Raw genomic sequence first — 24467 nt, 5'->3', positions numbered from 1 at the left:
CTTTGGAAAGTTCAGTGACCCTCGGTTAGCAAAATGCCAGGAAGTCAGTGCAGTTTGGTTAATAAGGGGATTTTTACATGATCAGAAAGCTGCTGATTGCGAATCGCGGGGAGATTGCCATCCGCCTTGCACGCACCGCCGCCGCCGCAGGACTGGAAACTGTGGCGGTTCACACAGTCGATGACGCTACGTCTCTACACACCAAGCATATGGACGCGGTTCGCGTGCTGCCAAAGGCGGGCGTGGCGGGGTATCTCGACATCGCGGCACTGATCGAAATCGCAAAGGAAACCGGCTGTGACGGGGTGCATCCGGGCTATGGCCTGCTTAGCGAGCGGGCCGATTTCGCAGATGCCTGCGCAGAGGCGGGGATCGTCTTTGTGGGGCCGGATGCAAAAACGCTGCGCCGTCAGGGAGATAAGGTATCGGCGCGTGCACTGGCCGAAGACGCCGGGGTGCCGGTGCTGCGCGGGTCCGGCCCGCTGGACAGTGTCGACGCGGTGAAAGCCTTTTATGAGTCTCAGGGCGCTGCGCCGCTGATGATCAAAGCCGTGAACGGTGGCGGCGGGCGCGGTATGCGGATCGTGCAATCCGCAGACGAAATCGAGACCGCCTTCAATCAGGCCAGCACCGAAGCCGCAGCCGCCTTTGGCGATAGCACGCTATATGCGGAGCGCTTTTTACCTTCGGTGCGCCACATCGAGGTGCAAATCATCGGCGATGGCCGCAATGTGACCCACCTGTGGGAACGGGACTGTTCGGTGCAGCGACGGCATCAGAAGATCATCGAACTTGCCCCCGCGCCGAACCTGACAGAGGACACCCGCAGCGCACTTTTGGACGCGGCCGTGGCGATCGGGCGGGCCTGCGATTATCGCGGCTTGGGCACGGTAGAGTTTCTGGTGGAGGACAGCGGCGCATTTTACTTCATTGAAACCAATCCGCGTATTCAGGTGGAACACACCATCACCGAAGAGATCACCGGACAGGATCTGGTGGAAATCCAGCTTGCGCTGGCTTCGGGGGCAACGCTTGCGGAAATAGGGCTGGATCAGCCCCCCGCCGCGCCTGTGGGATACAGTGTGCAGACCCGTATCAATACGGAAACACTGGATCAGAACGGGGTGTTCACACCGACTGGCGGGCGTTTGGACGCCTATACCCCGCCCAGCGGTCCGGGGGTGCGGATCGACGGTTACGCCTATGCGGGATACAGCACCAATCCGAATTTTGACTCCCTGCTTGCAAAGCTGGTGGTGCACGAAAGATCGGGCGATCTGGCACGCTTGTTTGCCAAGGCAGAACGGGCCCTGTCAGAATTCCAGATCGGCGGGATCGACACAAACATCGCCTTCCTGCGGTCCCTGTTGCGTCTGCCTGTGATGGCGGACTGGGCTGTTGATGTACGCACGCTGGACGCGCAGATGCCCGCGCTGGTGGCGGATAGCGGCGGGGCGGACCGGTTCTTTGAAGCCCAAGCCGACAACACAGAAGATGAGGTGAAACTTCCCCAAGGGACCGAGGCGCTCCGCGCGCCAATGCAGGCGATGATCCAGCACGTGCTTGTGACGGCAGGCGACCAGATCGCCAAAGGACAAGAAGTCGCCGTGATCGAGGCGATGAAGATGCAGCATGTCGTAGTAGCCGAAGCTGGCGGAGTCGTGGCCGAGGTTTTCGCCTCCGAAGGGCAGACCGTGACCGCCGGTACGCCGGTTCTGGCCTTTACTCGCGATGACACGTTAGAGGAAATCAGCGCACAGGACAGCGCCCCTGATCCGGACCATATCCGCGACGATCTTGCCGCACTGCAAGGCCGCCTTGCGCGGACGTTGGATGAAAACCGCCCCCGTGCGGTTGCGCGGCGGCGGGATCGTGGCCAGCGCACCACGCGCGAGATCATCGACGGCCTGTGCGCGGGCGGGGATTTTCATGAATACGGGCAGCTCGTTCTGGCGGGCCAACGCCGCAAGCTGGGGCTGGAGGCGCTGATCGACGTGTCTCCGGCGGACGGGATTGTCACGGGCGTGGGGGCGATGAATGCGGATCGTTTCACAAGCGGGCGGTCGCAGGTGGCCTTGCTTGCCTATGACTCTACCGTGATGGCGGGGACACAGGGCTATTTCGGCCACCTGAAAACCGACCGGATGATCGAAGTCGCCCATAAACAGGGGCTTGCGTCGGTCTTTTTCACCGAAGGGGGCGGCGGTCGGCCCAATGATGATGATTTTGCCCAAACCATCCAGTCCGGCCTGAAAGTCACGACCTTTGCGGAATTTGCACGGCTTAAGGGCTGGGGGCCGCGGATTACGGTCAACTCGGGGTTCTGTTTTGCCGGTAATGCGGCGATTTTCGGGGCGGGGGACATCCGGATTGCCACCCGCAACAGCTGGATCGGTCTGGCCGGTCCTGCCATGATCGAAGCGGGTGGGATCGGCAGTTTCCATCCCAAGGAAATCGGCCCCGCGCCCATGCACGCACAAAACGGACTGCTGGATATTCTGGTGGAAGACGATGATGCCGCGATTGCCGCGACCCGTCAGGTTCTGTCGTATTTCCAAGGGGATCTGGAGGAATGGGAGGCTGCGGACCAGCGGATGCTGCGCCACGCAATCCCCGAAAACCGCAAGAAATCCTATCTGATCCGCCCCTTGATCGAAGGGCTGGTGGACAGGGGCAGTTTCCTTGAACTGGGCGCACAACATGCGGCCGGCATGGTGACAGGGTTCGTGCGGATTGAAGGGCGCCCGATGGGGTTGATTGCCAACAATCCACAGCATCTGGGTGGTGCACTGGATGCGGCGGCTTCAGCCAAAGGGGCGCGGTTCCTGAACCTTTGCGCAAGATTCAACCTGCCGGTTCTGTCGCTTTGTGACACGCCCGGTTTCATGGTTGGACCGGACAGCGAAGAGGAAGGTGCGGTTGCGGCGGCCTGTGAACTGATCACGGCGGGAGCCAACCTAAACGCGCCGATGTTCTTTGTTTGCCTGCGCAAAGCCTATGGCATCGGGGCGCAGGCGATGGCGGCGGGGAGCCTCGGGGAACCGGCGTTTTCGATCTCATGGCCCACGGGGGAATTCGGGCCGATGGGCTTGGAGGGCGCAATCCAGCTTGGCTATCGCAAAGAGTTGGAAGCCGAGACCGACCCTGCCGCGCGTGAAGCTTTGTACACCCGACTGGTGGACGAATTGTACGTGCGGGGCGGGGCGATCAATGTGGCCTCGACCCATGAAATCGACGCGGTGATTGACCCGGCGGAGACCCGAGGCTGGATCGCCAAAGGCTTGCGCATGGCCGAGAGCCTCTAGGCCGAACGGCACGATATTTCAGGGAAGGACAGGATGATGACAGATACGAAAGCGATTGAACAACAGGTTGGGGAAATACGGGCGTTGCAGGCGCAAAACTGGCCCGCTGGCATCCCGCGCGAGATTACCTACCGTTTGGGGAAAAAGCCCCTTAGCCAATATGTCCGCGACGAGGCCAGCGCCCGCCCTCACGATGCGATGGTGCATTTTTATGGCCGCACGCTAAGCTGGGGCGAAGTGGACCGTCTGTCGGATCAGTTTGCAGGTCTGTTGCAGGCGCGGGGCGTTGGCGCTGGGGACCGCGTTGCACTGATGATGGGGAACTGTCCGCAGTTTGTGATCTGCTTCTGGGGGATCATGAAGCTTGGCGCGGTGCTGGTGCCGGTGAACCCGATGTTCAAGGCGGTAGAACTGTCCTACCAGTTGAATGACAGCGGCGCGGAAACGCTGGTGTTTCAGGACGATCTGGCGCCACTGGTGGCGCAGGTGCAGGATGAGACACCGGTGAAAACCCTGTTTGCGACAGGGGCAGGGGAAATGGCAGGGGCGACCAGCCCCGTTCCCCGTCCCGAAGGCATGGGCGCTGCGCCCGCCGCAAAAGGGGTGGAACGGTTGCTGGATGCGCTGGCGCAGGCCACGGACTTCAGCGGTCCGGATTGCACCGATCTCGACGCGGTTGCGGCGCTGAACTACACCGGCGGTACCACGGGGATGCCCAAGGGCTGCGTGCACACCCACGGGGATATGCTGTTTACTGTTGCCTCTTATTGCGGACCGGCCATGCCGGATGCAGGGGCCAGTGACGTGGTGGTGAATTTCTTCCCCATGTTCTGGATCGCCGGTGAGGATCTGGGCGTACTGGCCCCGGTCTATACCGGCGCGGCGGTGTGTATCCTGCACCGTTGGGATGCGGTCGGCTGGATGGCAGCGGTATCTCATTACCGCGCTTCCATCGTGACGCTGCTGGTGGACAACGCGGTTGAGGTGATGCGCCACAAGGAGGCAAAGACCTACGATCTCGGCTCGCTCGGGATCACGTCGGTCTGTTCTTTCGTAAAGAAACTGAACCCAGCCTTTCGCGACGAATGGCGGGCGCTGACGGGCAGCACGATGGTGGAAGCGGCCTATGGTATGACCGAAACCAACACCTGTGACACGTTCACAGTGGGCTTTCAGGATGGGGACTACGACCTGTCACAACAGCCGGTGTTTGTCGGGCTTCCGGTGGCGGAAACCGACATCATCATCCGCGATTTTGAAACCGGCGCATTAAAGCCATTGGGAGAAACCGGCGAAATCTGTGTGCGCTCTCCTTCGGTGTTAAAATCCTACTGGAACAAGCCCGAAGAAACCGCCCATGCGATCCGCGACGGCTGGTTGCATACGGGTGACATCGGGATGCTGAACGAGAAGGGGTTTGTCCACTATCTCGGGCGGCGCAAAGAGATGCTGAAAGTCAGCGGCATGCCTGTGTTCCCAGCGGAACTGGAGATGCTGTTGGGACGGCATCCGGCGGTGCTCGGCTCCGGTGTGATCGGGCGCAAGGACGACAAAAAAGGTGAGGTTCCGGTGGCGTTTATCCATCTTGACCCGACCCAAGCGCATGATCTTGACGCGGACAGCCTGCGGGACTGGTGCCGCGATCAGATGGCAACCTTCAAAGTGCCGGAAATCCGGCTGGTGGACAGCCTGCCCATGACCGCAACAGGCAAGGTTAAAAAAGAGGAATTGGCAGCCCTGCTTTAGGGGTGATCAACGCGGAGTGTGCAGGCCGCGAGGGGCTGCACCTGTCCGCAAAACGGGGTGTTTGCCCCATCTATTCTAGTAAATCGGGAGGATTACATGAAACATTTCAATCTGGCAGCACTGGCAACTTCGCTGGGTCTCGCCGTAGCACCGGCGGCACAGGCAGATACGCTGCGCCACGTGATCGGGGCGGCCGCGCTGAGCGGTTTGACCGATGGCACGCAGGCTTGGGCCGACTACATCAAAGAACAGACAGGTGGCGAAACTGAGATCAAGATATACGCCGGTTCCCTGCTGAACTTTGCCGAAACCTTCACCGGCCTGCGCGACGGTATTGCGGACAGCGGTTTTGTGGTGTCGGCCTATCACCGCGCCGAACTGCCCTATGCCAACCTTTTGTCCGACATGGGTACAGCGGGTGTTGATCCGGTTGCTATGGCCGGTGCTGCGAACGATTTCATGTTCAACTGCAAACCCTGTCTGGCAGAGTTCAACGATGCGGGGCAAATCTTTCTCGGCAATACAGTGACCGGCCCCTATTACATGTACAACCAGAAGCCGGTGAAGGCGCTGGAGGATTTTCAGGGTAAGAAAATCCGCGGCTTTGGTCCCTTTGCACGCTGGTTGGATGCGATGGGCGGGTCCGCCATCAGCATGGGCGCCACTGACATCTATGAAAGCATGAGTCAGGGTCACATCGACGGCAATATCCACACGCTGGAAACGCTTGATACCCTGTCCACCGGCGAAGTGGCGAATTATGCGCTGAACCAGCCCATCGCGGTGTTTATCGGCAATACCATGTTCAACGTCAGCGGTATTACATGGGGCGGTCTGGACGATAAAACCAAACGCGCCATGATTGACGGCGCTGCACGGGGCCATGCCATTGCCACCATCGACAGTGTGCAGCAGGCGAAATCCATTCTAGCCGATCCGCAGGCCCATGGGGTGGAACTGCTGGAACCCGAAGCCGACGTGAAGGAAAAGTCCGAAGCCTTCCGAAAATCCGACATGGAGGCCGTCGCGACATTGAACCGCGACACCTACAAGATTTCGGATGCGCCCGAGCAAGTCGCCGCGTTTTTGAAGCTGGTCGAGAAATGGGAAGCACTGGTGCAGGGCATCGACACGACCGACGTGGACGCTGTGAGCGAACTTTACCTCCAAGAAGTCTTCTCCAAGGTTGATCCGGCCTCTCTGGGCTGATCATCATCCGGCCCGCCCCTGACAGGGGACGGGCCTGTTTTCACGCGAAACGGGGGAGGTGCCCATGAAAAAACTGATCCAACTGGATGTGATACTGACCCGCTTTATGGCATTTTTCGCGGCTGTGGCGGTGATTGCCATGATGCTGCTTGTGGCGTCTGACGCGGTGGCGCGACAGGTGTTCAGCACCCGTATTCCCTTTGTCTCCGTGATTGTCGCGAATTACTTTATGGTGGCGATTTCCTTCCTTCCGCTGGCACTGGCCGAAGCGCAGGACCGTCATATTTCGGTCGATCTGGTCTATGGCCAGTTGCGGGCAGGGGCACAGCGGCTCGTGACCCTTGTGGTCCATGCACTGGCGGCGCTGACTTCTGCGGGGTTGTGCTGGACCATGTGGGACGAGGCCGTGCGCCGGTTCAACAGCGGCTCTGTCGCGGTTGAGGACGGTGTGTCTATGGCGATCTGGCAGGGGTATTTCCTGCTGCCCGCCGGATTTGCGATGTTGGCACTCACCTATGTTCTGCGCATCATTCTTGGCCTTGCCGGGGCAGATGAAGCCCGCAAGCCGCTGATTGCGGATGCCCAGGACCTTCCCTCGGAGACGAATTGATGACACCTGAAATCATCGGGCTGGTCGGACTGGCCGTTCTAGCCTTCTTGTTGCTGATGCGCATGCCTGTGGGCCTGTCGCTGATCCTTGTCAGTTTTAGCGGAATCTACATCCTGCTCGGCGCGCGTCCGGCCTGGGGTATCCTGACCAGCGTACCCTATCAGTTTGCCGCGAAATGGACGCTGTCTTCAGTGCCGATGTTCCTTTTGATGGGCTACGTCTGTTACCACGGCGGCATGACAAAATCCCTGTTCGCGGCAGCGCGGTCCTGGCTGGGTGCGCTTCCGGGCGGGCTGGCGATTGCCTCTGTGTTCGGGGCGGGTGGTTTTGCCGCGGTCACTGGGTCGTCTGTTGCCTGTTCCGCTGCAATGGGCCGGATTGCAGTGCCCGAGATGACCCGCGCGGGATATGATCCGGGACTGGCCACAGGCTCCATCGCAGCGGCAGGGACGCTGGGCGCATTGATCCCGCCTTCGATCCTGCTGATCCTTTTTGGAATTTTTGCCCAAGTCCCTATTGGCCAGCTGTTCCTTGCGGGTGTCGGGGCAGGGGTGCTGACCGCGATCACCTATGCGCTAATGATTTACATTCGCGTCAAGATCAATCCCGCCCTTGCCCCCACACGGGAAGAGCCTGTGGGCTGGGGGGAGCGGTTTACCCATCTGCGGGGTATCTGGCCGGTGATTACCCTGTTCGTGGTGGTCATCGGAGGTATGTTCGCCGGACTGTTCACCGCCACCGAAGCGGGTGCAGTCGGGGCGCTGGCCTCTTGTGTCATCGCATGGCTGAACGGCGGGTTGACCCTTGCCACGCTGCGCCAGTCGGTCAATGAAACCATCGTGACCACGGCCGCCCTGTTCCTGATTGCTATCGGTGCAAACCTGCTGACACGGTTTCTGGCTTTGTCCGGTTCGGGAGAGTTGATCACCCAGACAATTCTGGCGTTCGGCGCGTCCGAGCTGGCGCTGATTATGGGGATCGCGCTGGTGTATATCATCCTCGGGATGTTCCTAGACCCGATTGGCGCAATGCTGCTGACCCTGCCGGTGCTGCTGCCTGTGGTGGATGAGGCCGGCATTTCCCTGATCTGGTTTGGCGTATTTGTGGCGAAGTTTCTGGAAATCGGCATGATCACCCCCCCTGTGGGGCTGAACGTATTCGTGATCAAAGGTGTGGTGGACCGGACGATTTCTCTCGGGACGATCTTCAAGGGCGTGATCTGGTTCCTTGTCGCAGATGCGGTGGTTGTCGGGATTATGATCGCCTTTCCCCAGACGGTACTCTGGCTGCCGAGGCAGGGGTAGGGGCGACCCGCCCCGCCGAAAACCTACCCGTTCTTTTGCTCCGGCCTTTCACCCCAGAGGCCGGAGCAATGGTCTTGCCAAGCCGTGTTAACCCTGTTTATGGGCGTCTTTCAGGGGTTTTCTATCCTAAAGAGAGCGTTTTCTATACTTCCGCAAAATATAAGAAAGCGAAAGTTCGGGTACAAATTCACCATACCGAAAAGGAATCGCAGGGCTGCAATTCTGCCGGACCGGAGGTGTGTGTCGAAATTTGTCTAAACTGAACAGCTATCGGAGAACCCAAGATGAAGGTCCACGGGAAAGGCATGTGCCCCGCAACGGGGCAGGATCAGATCAGGTCAGATACGCCTCCCGATATTGGTGAATCCGGTTCCTCAACGATAGTGCTGCTGCGTCGCCAAAAGCCGGAGTGGCGTACACCATGCCAAGTCTCCTAGGGTTCACCAAACACGTCACCACCCACCGTCTGATCGCCGCAGTCTTTGCGTGGGTTTGTCTGACGGTCCTTGCGCTGGCCCATGGTGCCTGGCTTGGGACGGGGGTGATCGACCTGACACCGGCAACGCGGGCAGAGATCAAGGCGCGGGTGCTTGCCGGTGATCCGGCGGTCCAGAATGGTGACATCATTCAGGTCTTTTCCAGTTTTCCGACCATCGTGGCCGGTACGCTGGACGGACCGGGGGGCTATGCCACAATGTATGTCCCCCAAGGAACAGAGGTCGTAGGCGCGTATATCACGGATTCCGGTGGCAACGAACTTCCGGCGCGGCCGGCCCAAGCGACCACGGGCAGCGGCGTTTCCAAAGGTTGGGGGCCGAAGGGACAGCAGGCTTTCGATGTTTCGGCAAACGGCTGGAACCCTGAAAGCAACACAGCCTGTCTTGTCGCCGGTTTCAGCACCACCACAGAGGATTGCAATGCCGGGCTTGCCTATATCTACGGTGACACCGGCATTTTTTATTCGACCCGTTCGGACACGCAACTTTTTGCAAACGGGTCACTGGTTGCGGATCTGACCAACGGGTATCTGGTCAATCCCACCAACGGCACCCCTTGGTCTTCGGTTGGCGGTTCGGGTACGGCGCGGGTTCACAACAAATGGGATGCAGTGCAGATCAATGCCTTCGGCTCCGGTGGTACCATTGACTCCAACGGATTCAGCGCGTCAGAAGAGACTTCAATCACCGGCGGGCGCGGCGCGACGCCGTTCCGCGCAGGCAGCCCTGTTGCCGGTCCGGACTCCGGATCGGATTGGGACCGCTATGGCACCACAGGACCGTGGCAGCGCATCCAGTATCCGGGCAGTTGCAAGGCGGATGATCCCCTTATCGCCGGACAGGAAGGTCCAGCGGTCAGCGCGGGCTCGGTCTATCCTGAAACCAACAACGCCGATGTAAACTCCGAGTTCGTTTGCACAGATGCCTCTGCCACGGGGTTCAGCTTGAACGGGTCCGATGCGACCCAGCTTCCCGCCGCTACGAATGCCGTGCGCTTTGCCTTTGGCGGTATCGCGCAGGGAGAGGTGTTTTATGCCTCGCTGCGATTGCGTATAACTGACGCGGATGCCCTGTCCCCCATCAACGCAGAAGGTCACGGCGGCGACAGCGCCGAGGGCGGTGCCGCGGGCAATGATAATCCCTGGCGTTACTGGGTTGCAGGCTCGTCGGTTTATGCCATTCCATCGGGTGATGATCTGGCGGTCGGGATCAGTATTGCCGAGGTGAACGGCACCCCTTATACCGGCGGCGACATCCCTCCGGCGGCTACCGTGCGCTACCGCGTCGGCTATGCCAATACTTCCCTGTCCGCGATGACAAATGCGGTGCTGTCTGTAACTTTACCTTCCCAAACCACCGGAACCGCCAATTTTGAGGTGATCCGCGGTGAGGATATCCGACTGGTCAGCAACCCTTCGGGGGGGACATTTTCCTTCAATACGATGGCCAGCCTTGAGGGACTTGGCTCCGGTGTAATCGAATTTGATGCCAAACTCTCGGCTGCGGGCGGGGAAACCGTGACTGCCGATACCACCTTGACGAGCGATCAGGGCGGCCCCGCCACTGGCAATGTCTCTGTCGCGGTCTCTCCGGCCCCGACCGAACACATGCCCGGCTGTTCCGGCATACGAACCCCGATCGTGGACTGGGCCAATGACGCACCGCTGGCCGTTGGTGCGACCACAGCCTTTACCAATCACGGCATCAGCGGCACTGTTACCACAACTGATATTTCCTCGCTGTCTACTACAGCGACGATAGGCACAATCAGCACGCTTTACCCGGGCGTTGGCGGCAATCCGATGCTCACCGCGCAATATGTAGAACTGCGGACCACATTCGCAACGCCGCTAAACGGCATTTATGTTTATATCGCTGATCTCAATCAGGATGAATCCGCAACCGTGTACGGCCTGCTCGGGGGGGCGCGTGTGTCTCCGTCGATGGCGGATGGCACCGGATCACTTGCCATGACACGGATTGCCAACAACGACGGCTCTGTCACGGGCGAGCGGCAAAATGCGCTGGGCTCGGGTGCCTCCCGCGCGGTCACTGTCGGCTTCAGCCAGCCGATTGATACGTTGGTTATCGAACACAAACCCCTACAGTTCAGCGCGGCAGGACTGTCCCCGCCGGGCAGCATGGAAGTCTCTGACATTCTGACCTGTCTGGATTATTCGGATGCTCCGTCCACATTGGGGGATGCACTTCACAACCTGCGGGACAGCGACGGAATGCTGCTGGGCGGCGCGAATACCGGAGATGCAGGTCCGGGCAATGCGGTGAATGCGGATAGTGATGATGACGATGGCATGTCCATCCCGCCGCTGACACAGGGTCTGACCTCTACGCTGACGGCAACCGTTTCCGGCACCAGCGGGTATCTGCAAGGCTGGATCGATTACAACGGCAACGGTGTGTTCGAAAGCGGAACAGCCGAACAGATCGTGCTGGACCTGCAGGACGATGGCACCGGCAATGACCAGTTTGCCAATGACGGGCAGATTGACATCGAAATCGTCGTGCCCGGTGATGCGGTGCTGGACCAGACCTTCGCGCGTTTCCGCTGGTCCTCTGCGCAGGCGCTGTCTGCATCAGGATTTGCACCGGACGGAGAGATTGAGGATTATGCCGTCACCATCGCGGCCGCCCCGCTGGTGGATCGCGGCGACGCGCCGGCGTCTTATGGCGATCCGCAGCATATTATTGCGGACACAGGTGTCGCGGGCACCTACCTCGGCGCGATTGCCCCCGATCCGGAGGCCGTGTCACAAGCCAGCCCCGACGCCACCGGCGATGATCTCGACGGCAACGATGATGAAGACGGCGTCGTGCTGCCGCAACTCTATGTGGGCGCCACCGGAGAGATTTCGGTCACTGTGAATGAAGTGACCGCAGGGCTTGGCCCGATCGCCTATCTTCAGGCGTGGCTCGATTTTGACTCAGACGGCAGCTTTGATGAAATAGACATGATCGCGTCAAACCTGCAGGATGGTTCTGCGGGCGATAAGGACGGGTTGGTTAACGGTGTGATCGTCTTTGACGTGAACGTACCGGCCACGGCGACCCAACTGCCGACCTTTGCGCGGTTCCGTTGGTCCACCACAGCCGGGGTGGTGCAGCTTGCGCTGGACGGAGAGGTTGAAGATTATGCCCTGACCCTGTCCGGAGACAGCCCGCCAATCGTCTGTGATGCAGGGCTCTACCAGATCGCATCGGGGAATTCGACGCTGAAGCGGTTGAACTTTTCGGCCACGCCAACGGGCTATGCACTGAACCTGCAGGATATTGGTGCGGCGGGCGAAAATCTCGAGGGCAGCTGGGGGTATAACGAACTTGACGGGTACATCTACGGTGTGCCCGATGGCAGCCGCCGCCTGTGGCGCGTGGATGGTGCGGGGGCGTTTACGCGGATGCCCGACCCCTCGGGTGGTATTGAAAAAGGCAATACCGGCGGCGATGTTTTGCCCAACGGCATCATGGTTTATCAAAGCGATAAGGATGTGTTCCAGCTTTTGGACATCACAACGCCCACAGCCGCTGTGAACGGGGGGGAGCTGCTGACCAGCGACGAAATCCGGACCGAAGATTTCGCCTATAATGATCAGGACGGTTTCTTTTACGGAATAGATGAGAACACCGGACAGGTCTTCAAGTTTTCGGCCAATGGCGGTGCAGCCAGCGTCGGAACCGAGCAGGTCACATTTTTTGGCCCGAACACCTATACCGGAACCTACGGCGCTGCCTGGTTCGATGAAAACGGACTGTTCTACGTCTACGACGATGACACCAATGCAATCTATCTGGTCGATACGACTACGGGCATCGCCCAGTTCATCGCCACCAGTTCGGATGACGAAGGCGGCAGAAACGACGGTGCCTCCTGCCGTGGTCCCTCTGTCATTCCTTTTGGCAGTGTTACCGGCAATATCTATGTGGATCAGGACGGGTCGGACGTGAAAGACGGGGCCGAAATCAACCTCGGTGGCGGTGTGTCTGTGTCGATCTATGATGATCGCGGAACACCCAATGATCTGACAGACGACAATTTTATCCGCACGGTTGAGACGCTGGCCGATGGCACCTATTCCATCGGTAATCTGTCCGGCGGTTCCACCTACCGGATAGAGGTGGACGAGTCCGATACCGACCTTCCGGCGGGTTCTACCATTGGCACGTCAAATCCGCTGGTCGCAGTGGCGGTGCTGCCGAATGCAACGACACAGGACCAGAACTTCGGGTTTGATCCGGGCGAAAGCGACCTTTCCATCACCAAAGTGGCCTATAAAGCGAACACGAATGAGGTCATCACCCAAGCGACGCCCGGGGATTTGATCGACTGGGTGATTTCGGTGAACAACTCCGGTCCGGGCTCTCCCTCTAACGTGACTGTCATCGAAAAACTGCCTGACGGGTTTGAATACCTTAGCGATGACGCTCCGGCCACGGGGGATTATTTCGACCCGTCCACCGGTGTGTGGTTCGTTGACGAAATCCTCGCCGGGGCGGTGGAAACCCTGACCATTCAGGTGCGGATGCTGGAGACCGGCACTCATATCAACGAGGTTGAGATCATCCGCTCTTCCCTGCCTGACAGTGACAGCGATGTAGAGGTCGGGGCCAGAACCGATGACCTGTCCGATGGTATCGCGGATGATGATGAAGACCGTTACGAAATCACGCTGAAATCCGGCGGTCCGACTCTCTCGGGGCGTGTGTTCAATGATAACGGTCGCGGCAGCGGCACAGCCCATGACGGCGTGTTCAACGGCGCAGAAGCGGGCGCTCCGGCTTCGGTTCTGCGTATTTTGAACGACAGCGGCGATACAATTGCCCAGCCCAAAATTGCGGCGGATGGGACGTGGTCCTATGCGCTGGACGGGTCTTATGGCGGCCCGCTGACCCTGACCGTCACGCCCGAAACCGGCTGGATCACCCTTTCTGAAAACAAATCCGGCCTGCCCACCCTGGTCGACTCCAGCGTGCATGACGGGACGTATACGTTCACACCGGCGGCGGACACGGATTATGCAGGGCTGGATTTCGGCGTGGTCGAAGCACCGCGTCTGACAGAGGATCAGACAAGCAATATCGCGGCCGGTCAGGTTACAAATCTGGCCTACCGGATTTATGTGGAAAACGTCAGCCAGTCCGCGGCAACGAATGTAATTATCTTTGATCGGACTCCCGCCTATACATCACTCGCGGAACCGGTCTCAACGCCGGTCGCGCTCGGGTCGAGCATTAGCTGCACACTGACAGTGCCCGCCGCAAATGTCATCGGATATGCCGGCCCGCTGCGCTGGGATTGCGCCGGAAGTTACCCCCCGAGTGCGGCCGGTTTCGTTGCTTTCAAGGTCCAGATTGATCCCTGAGGGTGGGGGATGGGAACCGATTAAATCAGGAACTGATCAATTGACGGGTCCGGTTGATCACGGATGGGACGTTGGACACTGGCCCGTCAGCTCTGCTCTGTCGCACGCTGTTAGGATAATGCGAACATAAGTAAATGCTGATGGTGGGAATGCTTTCTGCAATCGTTTTCAAGTTCATCTATTTGAAGGTTATTCCAGAAAATCTTATTTAGTGATCCCTCTCGGAAATGCATTCTCGGAATCTGGGGCTGGCCAATACCGTCCGCACCGGAATTGCATGACCATCCGTTTTTAATAAACATAAAAGTGCAAATTGGGGGGCTATGGGATCGAGAAATCCAAATTCACTGCCGAACATCTCTGTGATCCGAGCAAAGTTCTGCAATTCTCCACAATTAAACCGTTCCCCACAGACAGCCTGTACCGCTAACAACTGGATGCCGTATAGCAGATGGGAATACATCGTGGCACGCTCAATATCACTTGATTGGCCCATCCTAATTGCCATTATTCTACCGGCTGCTTCAGAATGCAGAAAAGTAGAAATGACGTCACCGTGCCTGACGGCATCAAGCGTTGATACGGATACCCCCATTGGTGAAGATGGAGGTGTTTTTTCGATCATAGCATCGACAAAAACAAGATTCGGCTTGTTACCGTTTTTAATTATCAATTGAGCTACCGGGTGACATTCAGTGATGTTCAACCGCCATACAGGCTTTAATTCCAAAAACAGCTTATAGCCTTCACATGCTTCAATGTTTTTAAAAATGTCTCTGTCGTTTTTCACCAAAAGAGACTCACCCCGGGCCGCTGCCAGCCTTACACCCCCGATAGAAATCATTACAGTGATAAGAAGGAGGGTGATTGCCGTGCGAAAGTAAGAGCCGGGTGCCCGTCCATTTCTAAGGGTTTCGACCAAGAAATTTTCCTCAAATTTTTCCGAAAGAAAAACAGGGAGTGGTTGATTATTCAAGGAAGAAAAAAGTTCAAAGACTGGCGAACTCTGAGCTACAGGTTCGACACGGTGCCGTAAAGGCTAATGAAATCAATGATACGAGGGGGGAAGTGGCGGACCGAGGAGGATTCGAACCCCCGACCCCCTGATTCGTAGTCAGGTACTCTATCCAGCTGAGCTATCGGTCCGTGAGGGGCGGTTTAGCGGTGGGGGAGGGGGAATGCAAGGGACAATTTGCAGGGTTTGTCGGGTTATTTTATTTTTCTTTCGATGGATTGTTTCTGCGTCCTATTCAACGGGCAGGTTTACAGTCTCGACGTTGAAGGCGGCAGCGATCAGGGCTTTGGCGTAATCGGTTTTCGGCGCGTCGAAAATTTGCTCTCCGGTGCCCGATTCCACGATGTCGCCCTGCCGCATGACCAGAACTTTGTGGCTGAGCGCGCGAACGACCTTCAGGTCGTGGCTGATGAACAGGAAGGCCAGTTGGTATTTCTGTTGCAAGTCCCGCAGCAGGTTCACGATCTGCACCTGCACCGTCATATCAAGCGCGGAGGTCGGTTCGTCCAGCACCACCAGACGGGGCTTGAGGATCATGGCGCGGGCAATGGCGATGCGCTGGCGCTGGCCGCCGGAAAACTCGTGCGGGTAGCGGTCAATGGTGGCAGGGTCGAGTCCGACCTCCACCATGATGTCCTTTACCATCTGCCGCGTATCCATCCCGCGGGTCGAGCCGTGCACGCCCAGCCCTTCGGCCACGATCTGTTCCACAGTCATACGGGGCGAGAGCGAGCCGTAGGGATCCTGAAACACCATCTGCATGTCGCGGCGGATCGGTTGCAGGGCCTTGTTCTTCAGGCCTTGTATGTCTTTGCCCAGAAAGATCACCGGACCTTCGGACGAAATCAGCCGCATCAGGCCAAGCGCAAGGGTGGTCTTGCCCGAACCGCTTTCCCCGACCACGCCAAGGGTTTCGCCAGCGCGAATCGACAGGCTGGCGTCATTCACGGCCTTCACATGATCCACTACGCGGCGCATCAGCCCCCGTTTGACGGGAAACCAGACGCGGAAATGTTCAGTGGACAGGATTTCGGGCGCATCTGCGGGCACCGGATCAGGGGTGCCGGTGGGTTCGGCGGCCAGCAGGGTTCTGGTGTATTCATGCTGCGGATTGTCGAAGATTTCGGCGGTCGGGCCGCTTTCGACGATTTTGCCGTGCTGCATCACACAAACCTTATCCGCAATCTTGCGCACGATGGTTAGGTCGTGGGTGATGAACAGCATCCCCATGCCTTCGGCCTTTTGCACATCCGCCAGCAGGGTCAGGATCTGCGCCTGAATGGTCACATCCAGCGCGGTTGTCGGTTCGTCCGCGATCAAAAGGTCCGGCCCGTTGGCCAGCGCCATTGCGATCATCACCCGCTGGCGCTGACCGCCCGACAGGGTGTGGGGATAGTCGTTCAGTCGGCTCTCGGGATTGCGGATGCCAACTTTGTTCAGCAGGTCGAGTATCCGCGCCTGCGCAGCTTTGCCCGTCAGCCCCTGATGCAGTGCAAGGCTTTCGGAAAGCTGTTTTTCGATGGTATGCAGCGGGTTCAGGGATGTCATCGGCTCTTGGAAGATAAAGCTGATGTCATTGCCCCGCACACGGCGCAGGGTTGCCTGATCCGCGTCGATCATCTCTGTACCGCGGTATTTCACAGAACCTGTGACTTTTGCGCTGGCGGGGAGGAGTTTGACGCTCGACAATGCGGTGACGGATTTGCCAGAGCCGCTTTCCCCGACGAGCGCGACAGTTTCTCCCGCGTGGACGGTAAAGCTGACATCTTGCACGGCAGGGGCGTTGGAGCCAAAGGCGATGGACAGGTTTTGGACGTTCAGGACTTCTTTCATTTAAACGTCTTTCGTGGATCAAATGCGTCGCGCACACCTTCAAAGATGAACACCAGAAGGGACAGCATGATAGAGATGCTGGCAAAGGCAGAGAAGGCCAGCCACGGCGCTTGCAGGTTGTTCTTGGCTTGCAGCGCCAGTTCCCCGAGCGAAGGATAGGTGGGCGGCAGGCCAAAGCCGAGGAAATCGAGCCCGGTCAGTGCGCCGATGGCCCCTGTCACCTGAAACGGCAGGAATGTCAGCGTGGCCACCATCGCGTTCGGCAGCAGGTGGCGGAACATGATTTTCCAGTCCGTCACCCCAAGCGCACGGGCAGCGCGGACATATTCAAAGTTCCGCGCCCGCAGGAATTCCGCGCGCACCAGTCCCACCAGCCCCATCCACGAAAACAGGATGATCAATCCGGTCAGGATCACGAAGTTCATCGTGAACATGGCCGACAGGATGATGATGACATAGAGCATCGGGGTCGAGGACCAGATTTCCAGAATGCGCTGGAAGACCAGATCGACCCAGCCGCCAAAATACCCCATAACAGCGCCAGCCGCGATGCCGATGGCGGATGAAACCACCACCACGATCAGCGCAAACACGGTAGAGATGCGGAAGCCGTAGATCACCCGTGCCAGCACATCGCGGGTCTGGTCATCAGTGCCCAGCCAGTGGCGGGCATCCGGCGCAGAAGGGGCGGTGTCCACATCATAGTTGATCGTGTTAAAGCTGTAGCGGATCGGTGCCCAGATCAGCCAGCCTTTGTCGATCTGCTCGCCGTCTATCATACCGTCTGCGGCGTCTGTGTAGATGTCTTCCGGCGCGTCAAAACACGCTTCCAAGCCGCCGCTGCGGATCAGGCAGGGAACGACGGGGTCAAGATAATCCGCTTCGGTTTCGTAATCGCCGCCAAATGTGGTTTCGGGATAAAACTGGAAGGCGGGCGAATACAATTCGCCGTGGTAGGACACCAGCAACGGTTTGTCGTTGGCGACCAGCTCGGCAAAAAGGCAGATGAAAAACACCACGCCAAAAATCCACGCAGACCAGACAGCGCGGCGGTTGGCGCGGAAATTGGCGATACGGCGCTGGGCGATAGAGGACTTGAACATCATGTATTGCGGCTCTCGAAATCAATGCGCGGGTCCACGACCACATACATCAGGTCGGACACCAGCCCGACGATCAGCCCCATCAGGCCAAAGATATAAAGCGTGCCAAAGAACACCGGATAATCGCGGTTCAATGCGGCCTCAAACCCGAGCCGCCCCAGACCGTCCAGCGAGAAAACGATCTCGATTATCAGGGAAGATCCGAAGAACACGCCGATAAACGCGCCCGGAAATCCAGCGATGATGATCAACATGGCGTTGCGGAAAACATGGCCGTAAAAGACTTTTTGCTCGGTCAGTCCTTTGGCCCGTGCGGTCATGACGTATTGCTTGTTGATCTCGTCCAGAAAAGAGTTCTTGGTCAGCAGGGTCAGTGTTGCAAAGGCCCCGATGGTCGAGGCGGTGACGGGCAGCACGATATGCCAGAGGTAATCTATGATCTTGGCGTACCAGTTCAACTGGTCGAAATTGTCCGAGGTCAGACCGCGCAGCGGGAACCACTGGACGTAAGACCCGCCGGCAAACAGCACCAGCAGCAGGATGGCGAAAAGAAAGCTCGGGATGGCATAGGCGGCGATGATGATGCCGGACGACCATGTATCAAACCGCGAACCGTCCCGCACCGCCTTGCGGATGCCAAGGGGGATGGAAATCAGATAGGCCAGCAGGGTGGACCACAGGCCAAGCGTGATCGACACCGGCATTTTTTCAAGGATCAGGTCGATCACAGCGATAGAGCGAAAGTAACTCTCTCCGAAATCGAAACGGGCGTAGTTGCCGATCATCAGCAGGAACCGTTCCAGCGGCGGTTTGTCAAAACCGAACTGCGCTTCCAGTTCCTTGATGAAATCCTCGGGCAGACCACGGGCGCCCTGATAGGTCTCATTGCCGCTGCCTGTGGCGACTTCCGCGCCTGCGCCGGTAATCCGGTCCGTGGCAGAGCCTTCTTCGGACAGTTGCGCAAGGATCTGTTCCACCGGACCACCCGGCACGAACTGTATCAGCGTGAAGTTAATAAGCATGATCCCGAGCAAGGTCGGGATCATCAACAAGAGTCGTCTGAGGATATACGCGCCCATTTAACGTAATGCGCCCTGTGCCTTGAGGTTCTCCAGCTTTTGCTGGTCCATCCACCATGTATCCATCACACCGCGGGCATAAAAGGGCTTTGTTTCGGGGCGGCCGAAAACGTCCCAATAGGCGATGTTATGGGCGGGTTTGAACCAGTTGGGCACCCAGATATGCAAGCTGCGCAGCACACGGTCGAGCGCGCGAACCGCGGTCTCCATATCCTCGCGGCTTTCGGCCTGGGCAACCTTTACGATCAGCGCATCCACAACAGGGTGGGACAGGCCGGAAAAATTGGAACTACCCAGCGACTCTGCGCCAGCGGTGCCAAAGGTCGTTGCCAGTTCCTCACCGGGGGACAGCGACATCACCAGACGGCCCGGTATAATGTCATAGTCGAAATCTTCCTGCCGCTGCTGGTATTGCGCCTGATCAATCATGGAATATCGCGCATCAATGCCCAGCCGTTTCAGGTTTTCCACATAAGGGTTGATGATCCGCTCAAACGAGGGGCTGTCGTCGAGGATTTCCAGTGACAGGACCTGACCCTTGTCATTGGTGCGCTTGCCGTTAACCACTTTCCAGCCCGCATCATCCAGCAGTTTGCCCGCAGCCCGCAGGGCCTTGCGGTCGGCCTGATCAATGCGCGAAATTGCAGGGGTGAAGGGGGGCTCTGTAAAGATACTTTCGGGAAGCTGGTCGCGATAGGGTTCCAGCAGGGCCAACTCCGCACCTTCCAGCGGGCCTTCGGCCTGCATGGTGGAGTTTTCCCAGAAGGAATCGGTGCGTTCATACAGGCCGTAAAACAGGGTTTTGTTGGACCATTCAAAGTTGAACACCATGCCAATGGCCTGACGCACGCGCGGATCAGAGAATTTCTCCTTGCGCATGTTGATCCACAATCCTTGCGTTCCGTTCGGGCGGTTGTCGGGGATGCTTTCACGGATCACCCAGCCCTTGTCGAGTGCGGGGAAATCATATCCGGTGGCCCAGATTTTTGAGAAAAACTCTTCGTGGAACAGGAAAGCCCCTGCTTTGAACGCCTCAAACGCCACGGTGCGGTCAGAGAAATATTCGTAACGGTAGCAGTCGAAATTGCCGGTGCCGCGGTTGTGGGGCAGGTCTTTGGCCCAATAGTCGGGGTTCTTGCAATAGCTGATGGATTTGCCCGGTTTGATGTCTTTGGCGGTGTAGCCGCCAGAGGTGACGGGAACCTCGATCGTGCTTTGGGCAAAATCCCGATCCGCGTAATAGTGTTTGGCCAGAATGGTCATGCCGCCCGCCACGCTCGGCAGATCGCGGGTGTTGGTGTCGGCGCGAAAGGTAAATTTGACGCGGTGGGGGGACAGGACCTCTACGGTTTCGATGTCCTTGTAGATAATCTTGTAAACCGGATGACCTTTTTCCATCAGGATATTGAAGGAGAACACCACATCCTCTGCGGTGATCGGTTCCCCGTCAGAGAAACGGGCCTCCGGGCGCATGTTGAAAATCACCCAACTGCGGTCTTCCGGGTATTCAAGGGTCTCTGCCACGTAGCCATAGGCGCTGTCGGGTTCATCGCTCGACCCGACAAGCAGGCTGTCATACATCAGGCCAAGCCCCTGTGCCGGTTCGCCTTTGAGAATAAACGGGTTAAGGCTGTCAAAGGTGCCGGAAGCCCCCGTGCCAAGCAGGGAAATCGTGCCGCCCTGTGGCGCATCGGGGTTCACGTAATCCCAATGTTGAAAATCGGCGGGATATTTCAGTTCACCAAATGTGGAAATCCCGTGCGATTTAATCACCTTCTCGCCGGTGTCACCCTGCGTGTCGTCCTGTGCAAGGGACAAACTGGCCCAAAGCACCAATGCAAGAAATCCGAGACTGGCCAGCACAAAGCGTCGTACCGCCGTGATCTGGTGTGATTGCGCTACGGCCCGAGCCGTCACCCGCGAATTTTCCATCTTTTCAACCTCGCTGTAGGGCACTTGTGAACGTGCTTTACCACAGTAAATAGGTATAAACGATGCGAGGTAAACAGCTACACGCGATACTGTGTGAAATTGTTACGAAACCCGCCTGCAAACCGTCCAAAGACGCCGCCCGAACGAAAAAAGGCCACCCCGAAGGGCGGCCTCTTGATCCGAAAATCGCAAATTTTACTGAAGCGTCTGGAGATAGGCGATCAGGTTTGCGCGGTCTTTCGGTTTCTTCAGGCCGGCAAAGCTCATCTTTGTGCCGCTCATGTAACCGGACGGTTTGGTCAGGAAACCGTCAAGATGTTCAACAGTCCAGTCGCCGCCGAAAGAGGCCATTGCGTCAGAATATTGGAAGCCGTCCACGCCGCCAATCGGACGACCGACAACTGCGTGCAGGGTCGGGCCGGTGCCGTTCGCGCCGGGTTCGACCTTGTGACAGGCTTTACACTTGGAAAAAACCTTTTCGCCTTTGCCTGCGTCTGCAGCCGCCATCAGTTCTTCCATAGAGACTTCAGGTTCGTCGCTGCCCGAATCAGAGGCTTCGGCAACTTCGATCGGGTACCCCGATGTGTGCTCTTCGTCGCCGTGGCCGGTTGCGCCCACGTGATAAAGGGTCTCGCCTGCCCAGCCTAAAAGAAGAAAGACGAGCAAAGCACCACATGCGCCGCCCACAATCTTGGTTGTTTCCATTGTGTCCATGGTTCTACCTACCTTGAGGAGCGGGACGGGAATCCCGCACATTCTTTTCCGCGCTCGTTCTAGCGCCTTCCCCTTACCAGTTGCAAGGTGTACAAGCCGCGACGAAACGCCCTTTGGCCGGAAAAGTTACGCTTTTTAGGGAGCAAATGCAAAATGATACGAAAAGCGGGCAAAATTGCCTTTCAAGGAGAACTCGGGGCTTACTCCCATCAGGCCTGTCATGCGGTCTATCCGGATGCAGAAGTGATTGCGTGTAAAACCTTTGAAAGCGCGATTGCGACGGTCAAACGGGGCGAAGCGGATGTTGCCATGCTGCCGGTGGAAAATTCCACCTACGGTCGGGTGGCGGATATTCACTATCTTCTGCCTGAAAGTGGTCTGCATATTATCAGGGAACATTTCGAGAGGGTGCATATCAACCTGATGGGTGTGCCCGGTGCGAAACTGGAAGATGTAACATCCGCCAAGAGCCACACAGTTCTGCTGGGCCAGTGCCGCAAGTTTCTTAAGCAGCATAATCTGCTGCCGGTAACAGGGGCGGATACTGCGGGTTCCGCCAAAGAGGTCGCGGCCAAGGGTGATGCGACACAGGCAGCACTAGCCGGGGATCTGGCGGGCGAGATTTACGGGCTGGAGGTTCTGGCCCATCACATTGAAGACAACCAGAACAACACCACGCGGTTTCTGGTGATGTCACCCGAACCGGTGAACACGCCCCAATCCGACAAGGAACTGATCACCACTTTTGTTTTCCGGGTCCGCAACATTCCAGCCGCGCTTTATAAGGCTATGGGCGGGTTCGCGACCAATGGCGTAAACATGGTGAAGCTCGAAAGCTATATGATCGGCGGGTCTTTCACTGCGACGCAGTTTTATGCGGATATTGTCGGGCATCCCGATGATGCCCCTGTGCGCCGTGCTTTGGACGAGCTGGGCTATTTCACCACACACCTCGAAATTCTCGGCGTGTATGAAGCAGACCGTTCCCGTCAGGTGCCCGTCACCTAAAACGCCTTAGCGTTTCGCAGCGTTATAGTTGTTTTCGATGTAATTGGCGTAGGTCCAGAACCGGTGGTTGAACTTCCGGTTCATGCTGTTTTTGGCCAGCTTTGCCGATTGCAGGATCAGCCGTGCCGAGATGCTTTTGGGCTTGAGAACCGTTGTCGCCTTGATCCGCGATTGCTTGCGGGTCAGGGCCATAGCCTCCATCGTGACATCGGCTTCGATCCCCGAGGCTGCCACCATGAATTTCAGCAGGTTGTCGGGGCGGTACTCGGTCAGTTCGATTTCAAAGTTGCGATGCTTGCCGCGGAAATCGCCCTGAATATTCCAGCACATGCCAACGCCTTTTTGCGCCAGTTTATCCGTGCGTTGAACTTCGGCGCCCACCCGCATCGCGTAGGATTCATAGCTCTCAAAGTCGGAAAGCTGCGCAAACACAAAGTCGAGCGGTGCGTTAACGTCTTGGACACTGGAAAACTGCATGGGGTTCTGCCTGTTATTTGGTCTTGCCGGTTAAGGGAATCAATCCGCGTCAATCTAATGTGTCGGACAACCAGTTGTGAATTAAAAAATGGGCGATAGAGCCTTTGCGCGCCGGTCGCAACTGCGGATTATCCGAATGTGTTGCCGCAAAGACCTCTTCGCGGGTGAACCAGCGGGCGTCTTCTATCTCTTTGGGATCAATCACGATTTCACTGTTTTCGGCTTCGCCTGCGCAGCCGATCATCAGGCTTGACGGAAAGGGCCAGGGCTGTGACGACAGGTAGCGCACCTGTTTCAGCCGGATGCCACTTTCTTCAAAAACTTCGCGCCGTGCCGCGGCCTCCATCGTTTCGCCCGGCTCCATAAATCCGGCGAGCAGGGAATACATGCCTTCGGGCCAGCCATGAGAGCGCCCCATCAGAACCGAATTGCCTTTGGTGGCCAGCACGATCACCACAGGATCGGTGCGCGGGAAATGGCTGGCCCGGCACGCGGGGCAGTCCCGCTGCCATCCGGCCTGTGCCAGTTCGGATTTTGTGCCGCATTTGGCGCAATGGCCGTGATGCCGGTGCCATTCAAACATGCCCCGCGCCGTGGCTGCCAGTTCAGCGTCCCGTGGCGTCATTTTCGCCATGATTCCCCGCAACTCGGTAAAGACCTGCGTTTTCTCGAAACCGGGGTAGAGATTTTGCGAGGGATCAAAGAAATTCGACAGGGCCGCTGCATCCAGTGCAGGATCTTCCCAAGGGGAAATGTCATGGGCGAAGATGGCCTTGCCGTCTTCTTCGATGCCCAGATAAATCGCGGGGTCTGTGGCTTCGGATAGAACCGGATGATCGGGGGAGAGCCGCATCAACGCCTTGGTTTCATAGTCAAAAAGCGGCTTCCCGCGCCAGAGCGCGATGGCATGCCCCGCCTTGCGCAATTCTTCGAGCTTTTCCGCATCGTTGCGATATTGTGCAGCACGGTCCAGACCCGAGCCGCCGAAAGTCACCTGTTCCGCATTCAACATACTGTCGTCAATTCCTTGTTTGGCCGTTTTGTGGCATGCCAGACAAAGGGTTGCAATCGTGACCTTGGCAAATCGGACAGAAGCCCCTATATACCCGATTGAGAGGCTGGCGCGGGCAAGCGCCTTGCTAACTCGGCCAGGTCCGGAAGGAAGCAACCGTAACGAGTCCCGTTTGGGTCGCTGTCCAGTCTCTCACTTTCCCCCCCCCCCCCCACCAAATATGCGTCGCGGAATCACATTCGTCACAG

At 57.9% G+C, this 24467-nt stretch carries 15 protein-coding genes, 1 tRNA gene and 1 other RNA gene; 8 read left to right on the top strand and 9 right to left on the bottom strand.

Annotated elements, in window-relative coordinates:
• The first annotated feature begins 77 nt into the window (after positions 1–77).
• The 6 genes from BFV97_RS13535 (at position 78) to BFV97_RS13510 (ending at position 14046) form a co-directional block, all read left to right on the top strand.
• Positions 78–3305 carry a carboxyl transferase domain-containing protein gene (locus tag BFV97_RS13535; RefSeq protein WP_069300926.1) on the top strand — a complete coding sequence of 1076 codons (3228 nt, stop codon included), beginning with the start codon at positions 78–80 and terminating at the stop codon, positions 3303–3305.
• 36 nt (positions 3306–3341) lie between these two features.
• Positions 3342–5051 (top strand): AMP-binding protein, encoded by a 1710-nt coding sequence (locus BFV97_RS13530; protein WP_069300925.1) that lies wholly within the window; start codon positions 3342–3344, stop codon positions 5049–5051.
• A gap of 96 nt (positions 5052–5147) precedes the next feature.
• Positions 5148–6260: a C4-dicarboxylate TRAP transporter substrate-binding protein gene (locus BFV97_RS13525; protein WP_069300924.1), complete on the top strand. Its 1113-nt coding sequence runs from the start codon at positions 5148–5150 to the stop codon at positions 6258–6260.
• 64 nt (positions 6261–6324) lie between these two features.
• Entirely contained in the window at positions 6325–6870 is a 546-nt protein-coding gene (locus BFV97_RS13520) for a TRAP transporter small permease (protein ID WP_069300923.1), read from the top strand.
• On the top strand, positions 6870–8174 hold the full coding sequence (locus BFV97_RS13515) for a TRAP transporter large permease (protein WP_069300922.1): 1305 nt from the start codon (positions 6870–6872) through the stop codon (positions 8172–8174). The genes BFV97_RS13520 and BFV97_RS13515 overlap by 1 nt, the downstream gene beginning before the upstream one ends.
• A 421-nt stretch (positions 8175–8595) precedes the next feature.
• Positions 8596–14046, top strand: coding sequence for a DUF11 domain-containing protein (locus tag BFV97_RS13510; RefSeq protein WP_069300921.1), 5451 nt, complete (start codon positions 8596–8598; stop codon positions 14044–14046).
• A 208-nt stretch (positions 14047–14254) separates the two neighbouring features.
• On the opposite strand, the gene BFV97_RS13505 is transcribed toward BFV97_RS13510, so the two are convergent.
• The 7 genes from BFV97_RS13505 to BFV97_RS13475 all read right to left on the bottom strand — a co-directional run bounded on the left by BFV97_RS13505 (position 14255) and on the right by BFV97_RS13475 (position 21722).
• Positions 14255–14968, bottom strand: coding sequence for a hypothetical protein (locus BFV97_RS13505; RefSeq protein ID WP_069300920.1), 714 nt, complete (start codon positions 14966–14968; stop codon positions 14255–14257).
• A gap of 147 nt (positions 14969–15115) precedes the next feature.
• Positions 15116–15192, bottom strand: a tRNA-Arg gene (locus tag BFV97_RS13500).
• Positions 15193–15292: 100 nt separating this feature from the next.
• Complete coding sequence (locus BFV97_RS13495; protein WP_069300919.1) at positions 15293–16894, bottom strand: ABC transporter ATP-binding protein; 1602 nt, start codon at positions 16892–16894, stop codon at positions 15293–15295.
• Entirely contained in the window at positions 16891–17997 is a 1107-nt protein-coding gene (locus BFV97_RS13490) for an ABC transporter permease (protein WP_069301048.1), read from the bottom strand. The genes BFV97_RS13495 and BFV97_RS13490 overlap by 4 nt, the downstream gene beginning before the upstream one ends.
• On the bottom strand, positions 17997–19076 hold the full coding sequence (locus tag BFV97_RS13485) for a microcin C ABC transporter permease YejB (RefSeq protein ID WP_069300918.1): 1080 nt from the start codon (positions 19074–19076) through the stop codon (positions 17997–17999). The genes BFV97_RS13490 and BFV97_RS13485 overlap by 1 nt, the downstream gene beginning before the upstream one ends.
• Positions 19077–21008: an extracellular solute-binding protein gene (locus BFV97_RS13480; RefSeq protein WP_069301047.1), complete on the bottom strand. Its 1932-nt coding sequence runs from the start codon at positions 21006–21008 to the stop codon at positions 19077–19079.
• Positions 21009–21203: 195 nt separating this feature from the next.
• Entirely contained in the window at positions 21204–21722 is a 519-nt protein-coding gene (locus BFV97_RS13475; protein ID WP_069300917.1) for a c-type cytochrome, read from the bottom strand.
• A 153-nt stretch (positions 21723–21875) separates the two neighbouring features.
• Here BFV97_RS13475 and BFV97_RS13470 point away from each other — a divergent pair, with 153 nt between their 5' ends.
• Positions 21876–22730 carry a prephenate dehydratase gene (locus BFV97_RS13470; RefSeq protein WP_069300916.1) on the top strand — a complete coding sequence of 285 codons (855 nt, stop codon included), beginning with the start codon at positions 21876–21878 and terminating at the stop codon, positions 22728–22730.
• A 6-nt stretch (positions 22731–22736) separates the two neighbouring features.
• On the opposite strand, the gene BFV97_RS13465 is transcribed toward BFV97_RS13470, so the two are convergent.
• Both BFV97_RS13465 and nudC read right to left on the bottom strand, forming a co-directional pair.
• Positions 22737–23207 carry an SRPBCC family protein gene (locus tag BFV97_RS13465; RefSeq protein ID WP_069300915.1) on the bottom strand — a complete coding sequence of 157 codons (471 nt, stop codon included), beginning with the start codon at positions 23205–23207 and terminating at the stop codon, positions 22737–22739.
• Between the two features lie 49 nt (positions 23208–23256).
• A complete protein-coding gene (gene nudC, locus BFV97_RS13460; protein ID WP_069301046.1) occupies positions 23257–24219 on the bottom strand; it encodes an NAD(+) diphosphatase in 963 nt (320 codons plus the stop codon).
• 99 nt (positions 24220–24318) lie between these two features.
• Between nudC and ffs the strand changes: the two genes are divergently transcribed.
• An RNA gene (ffs, locus tag BFV97_RS13455) (signal recognition particle sRNA small type) lies at positions 24319–24417 on the top strand.
• The last annotated feature ends 50 nt before the right edge of the window (positions 24418–24467 follow it).

Source organism: Neptunicoccus sediminis, assembly GCF_001719615.1.
Lineage (GTDB): Bacteria > Pseudomonadota > Alphaproteobacteria > Rhodobacterales > Rhodobacteraceae > Amylibacter > Amylibacter sediminis.
The sequence above is the reverse complement of the archived record's forward strand: the minus strand, read 5'-3'. Positions and strand labels throughout refer to the sequence as shown.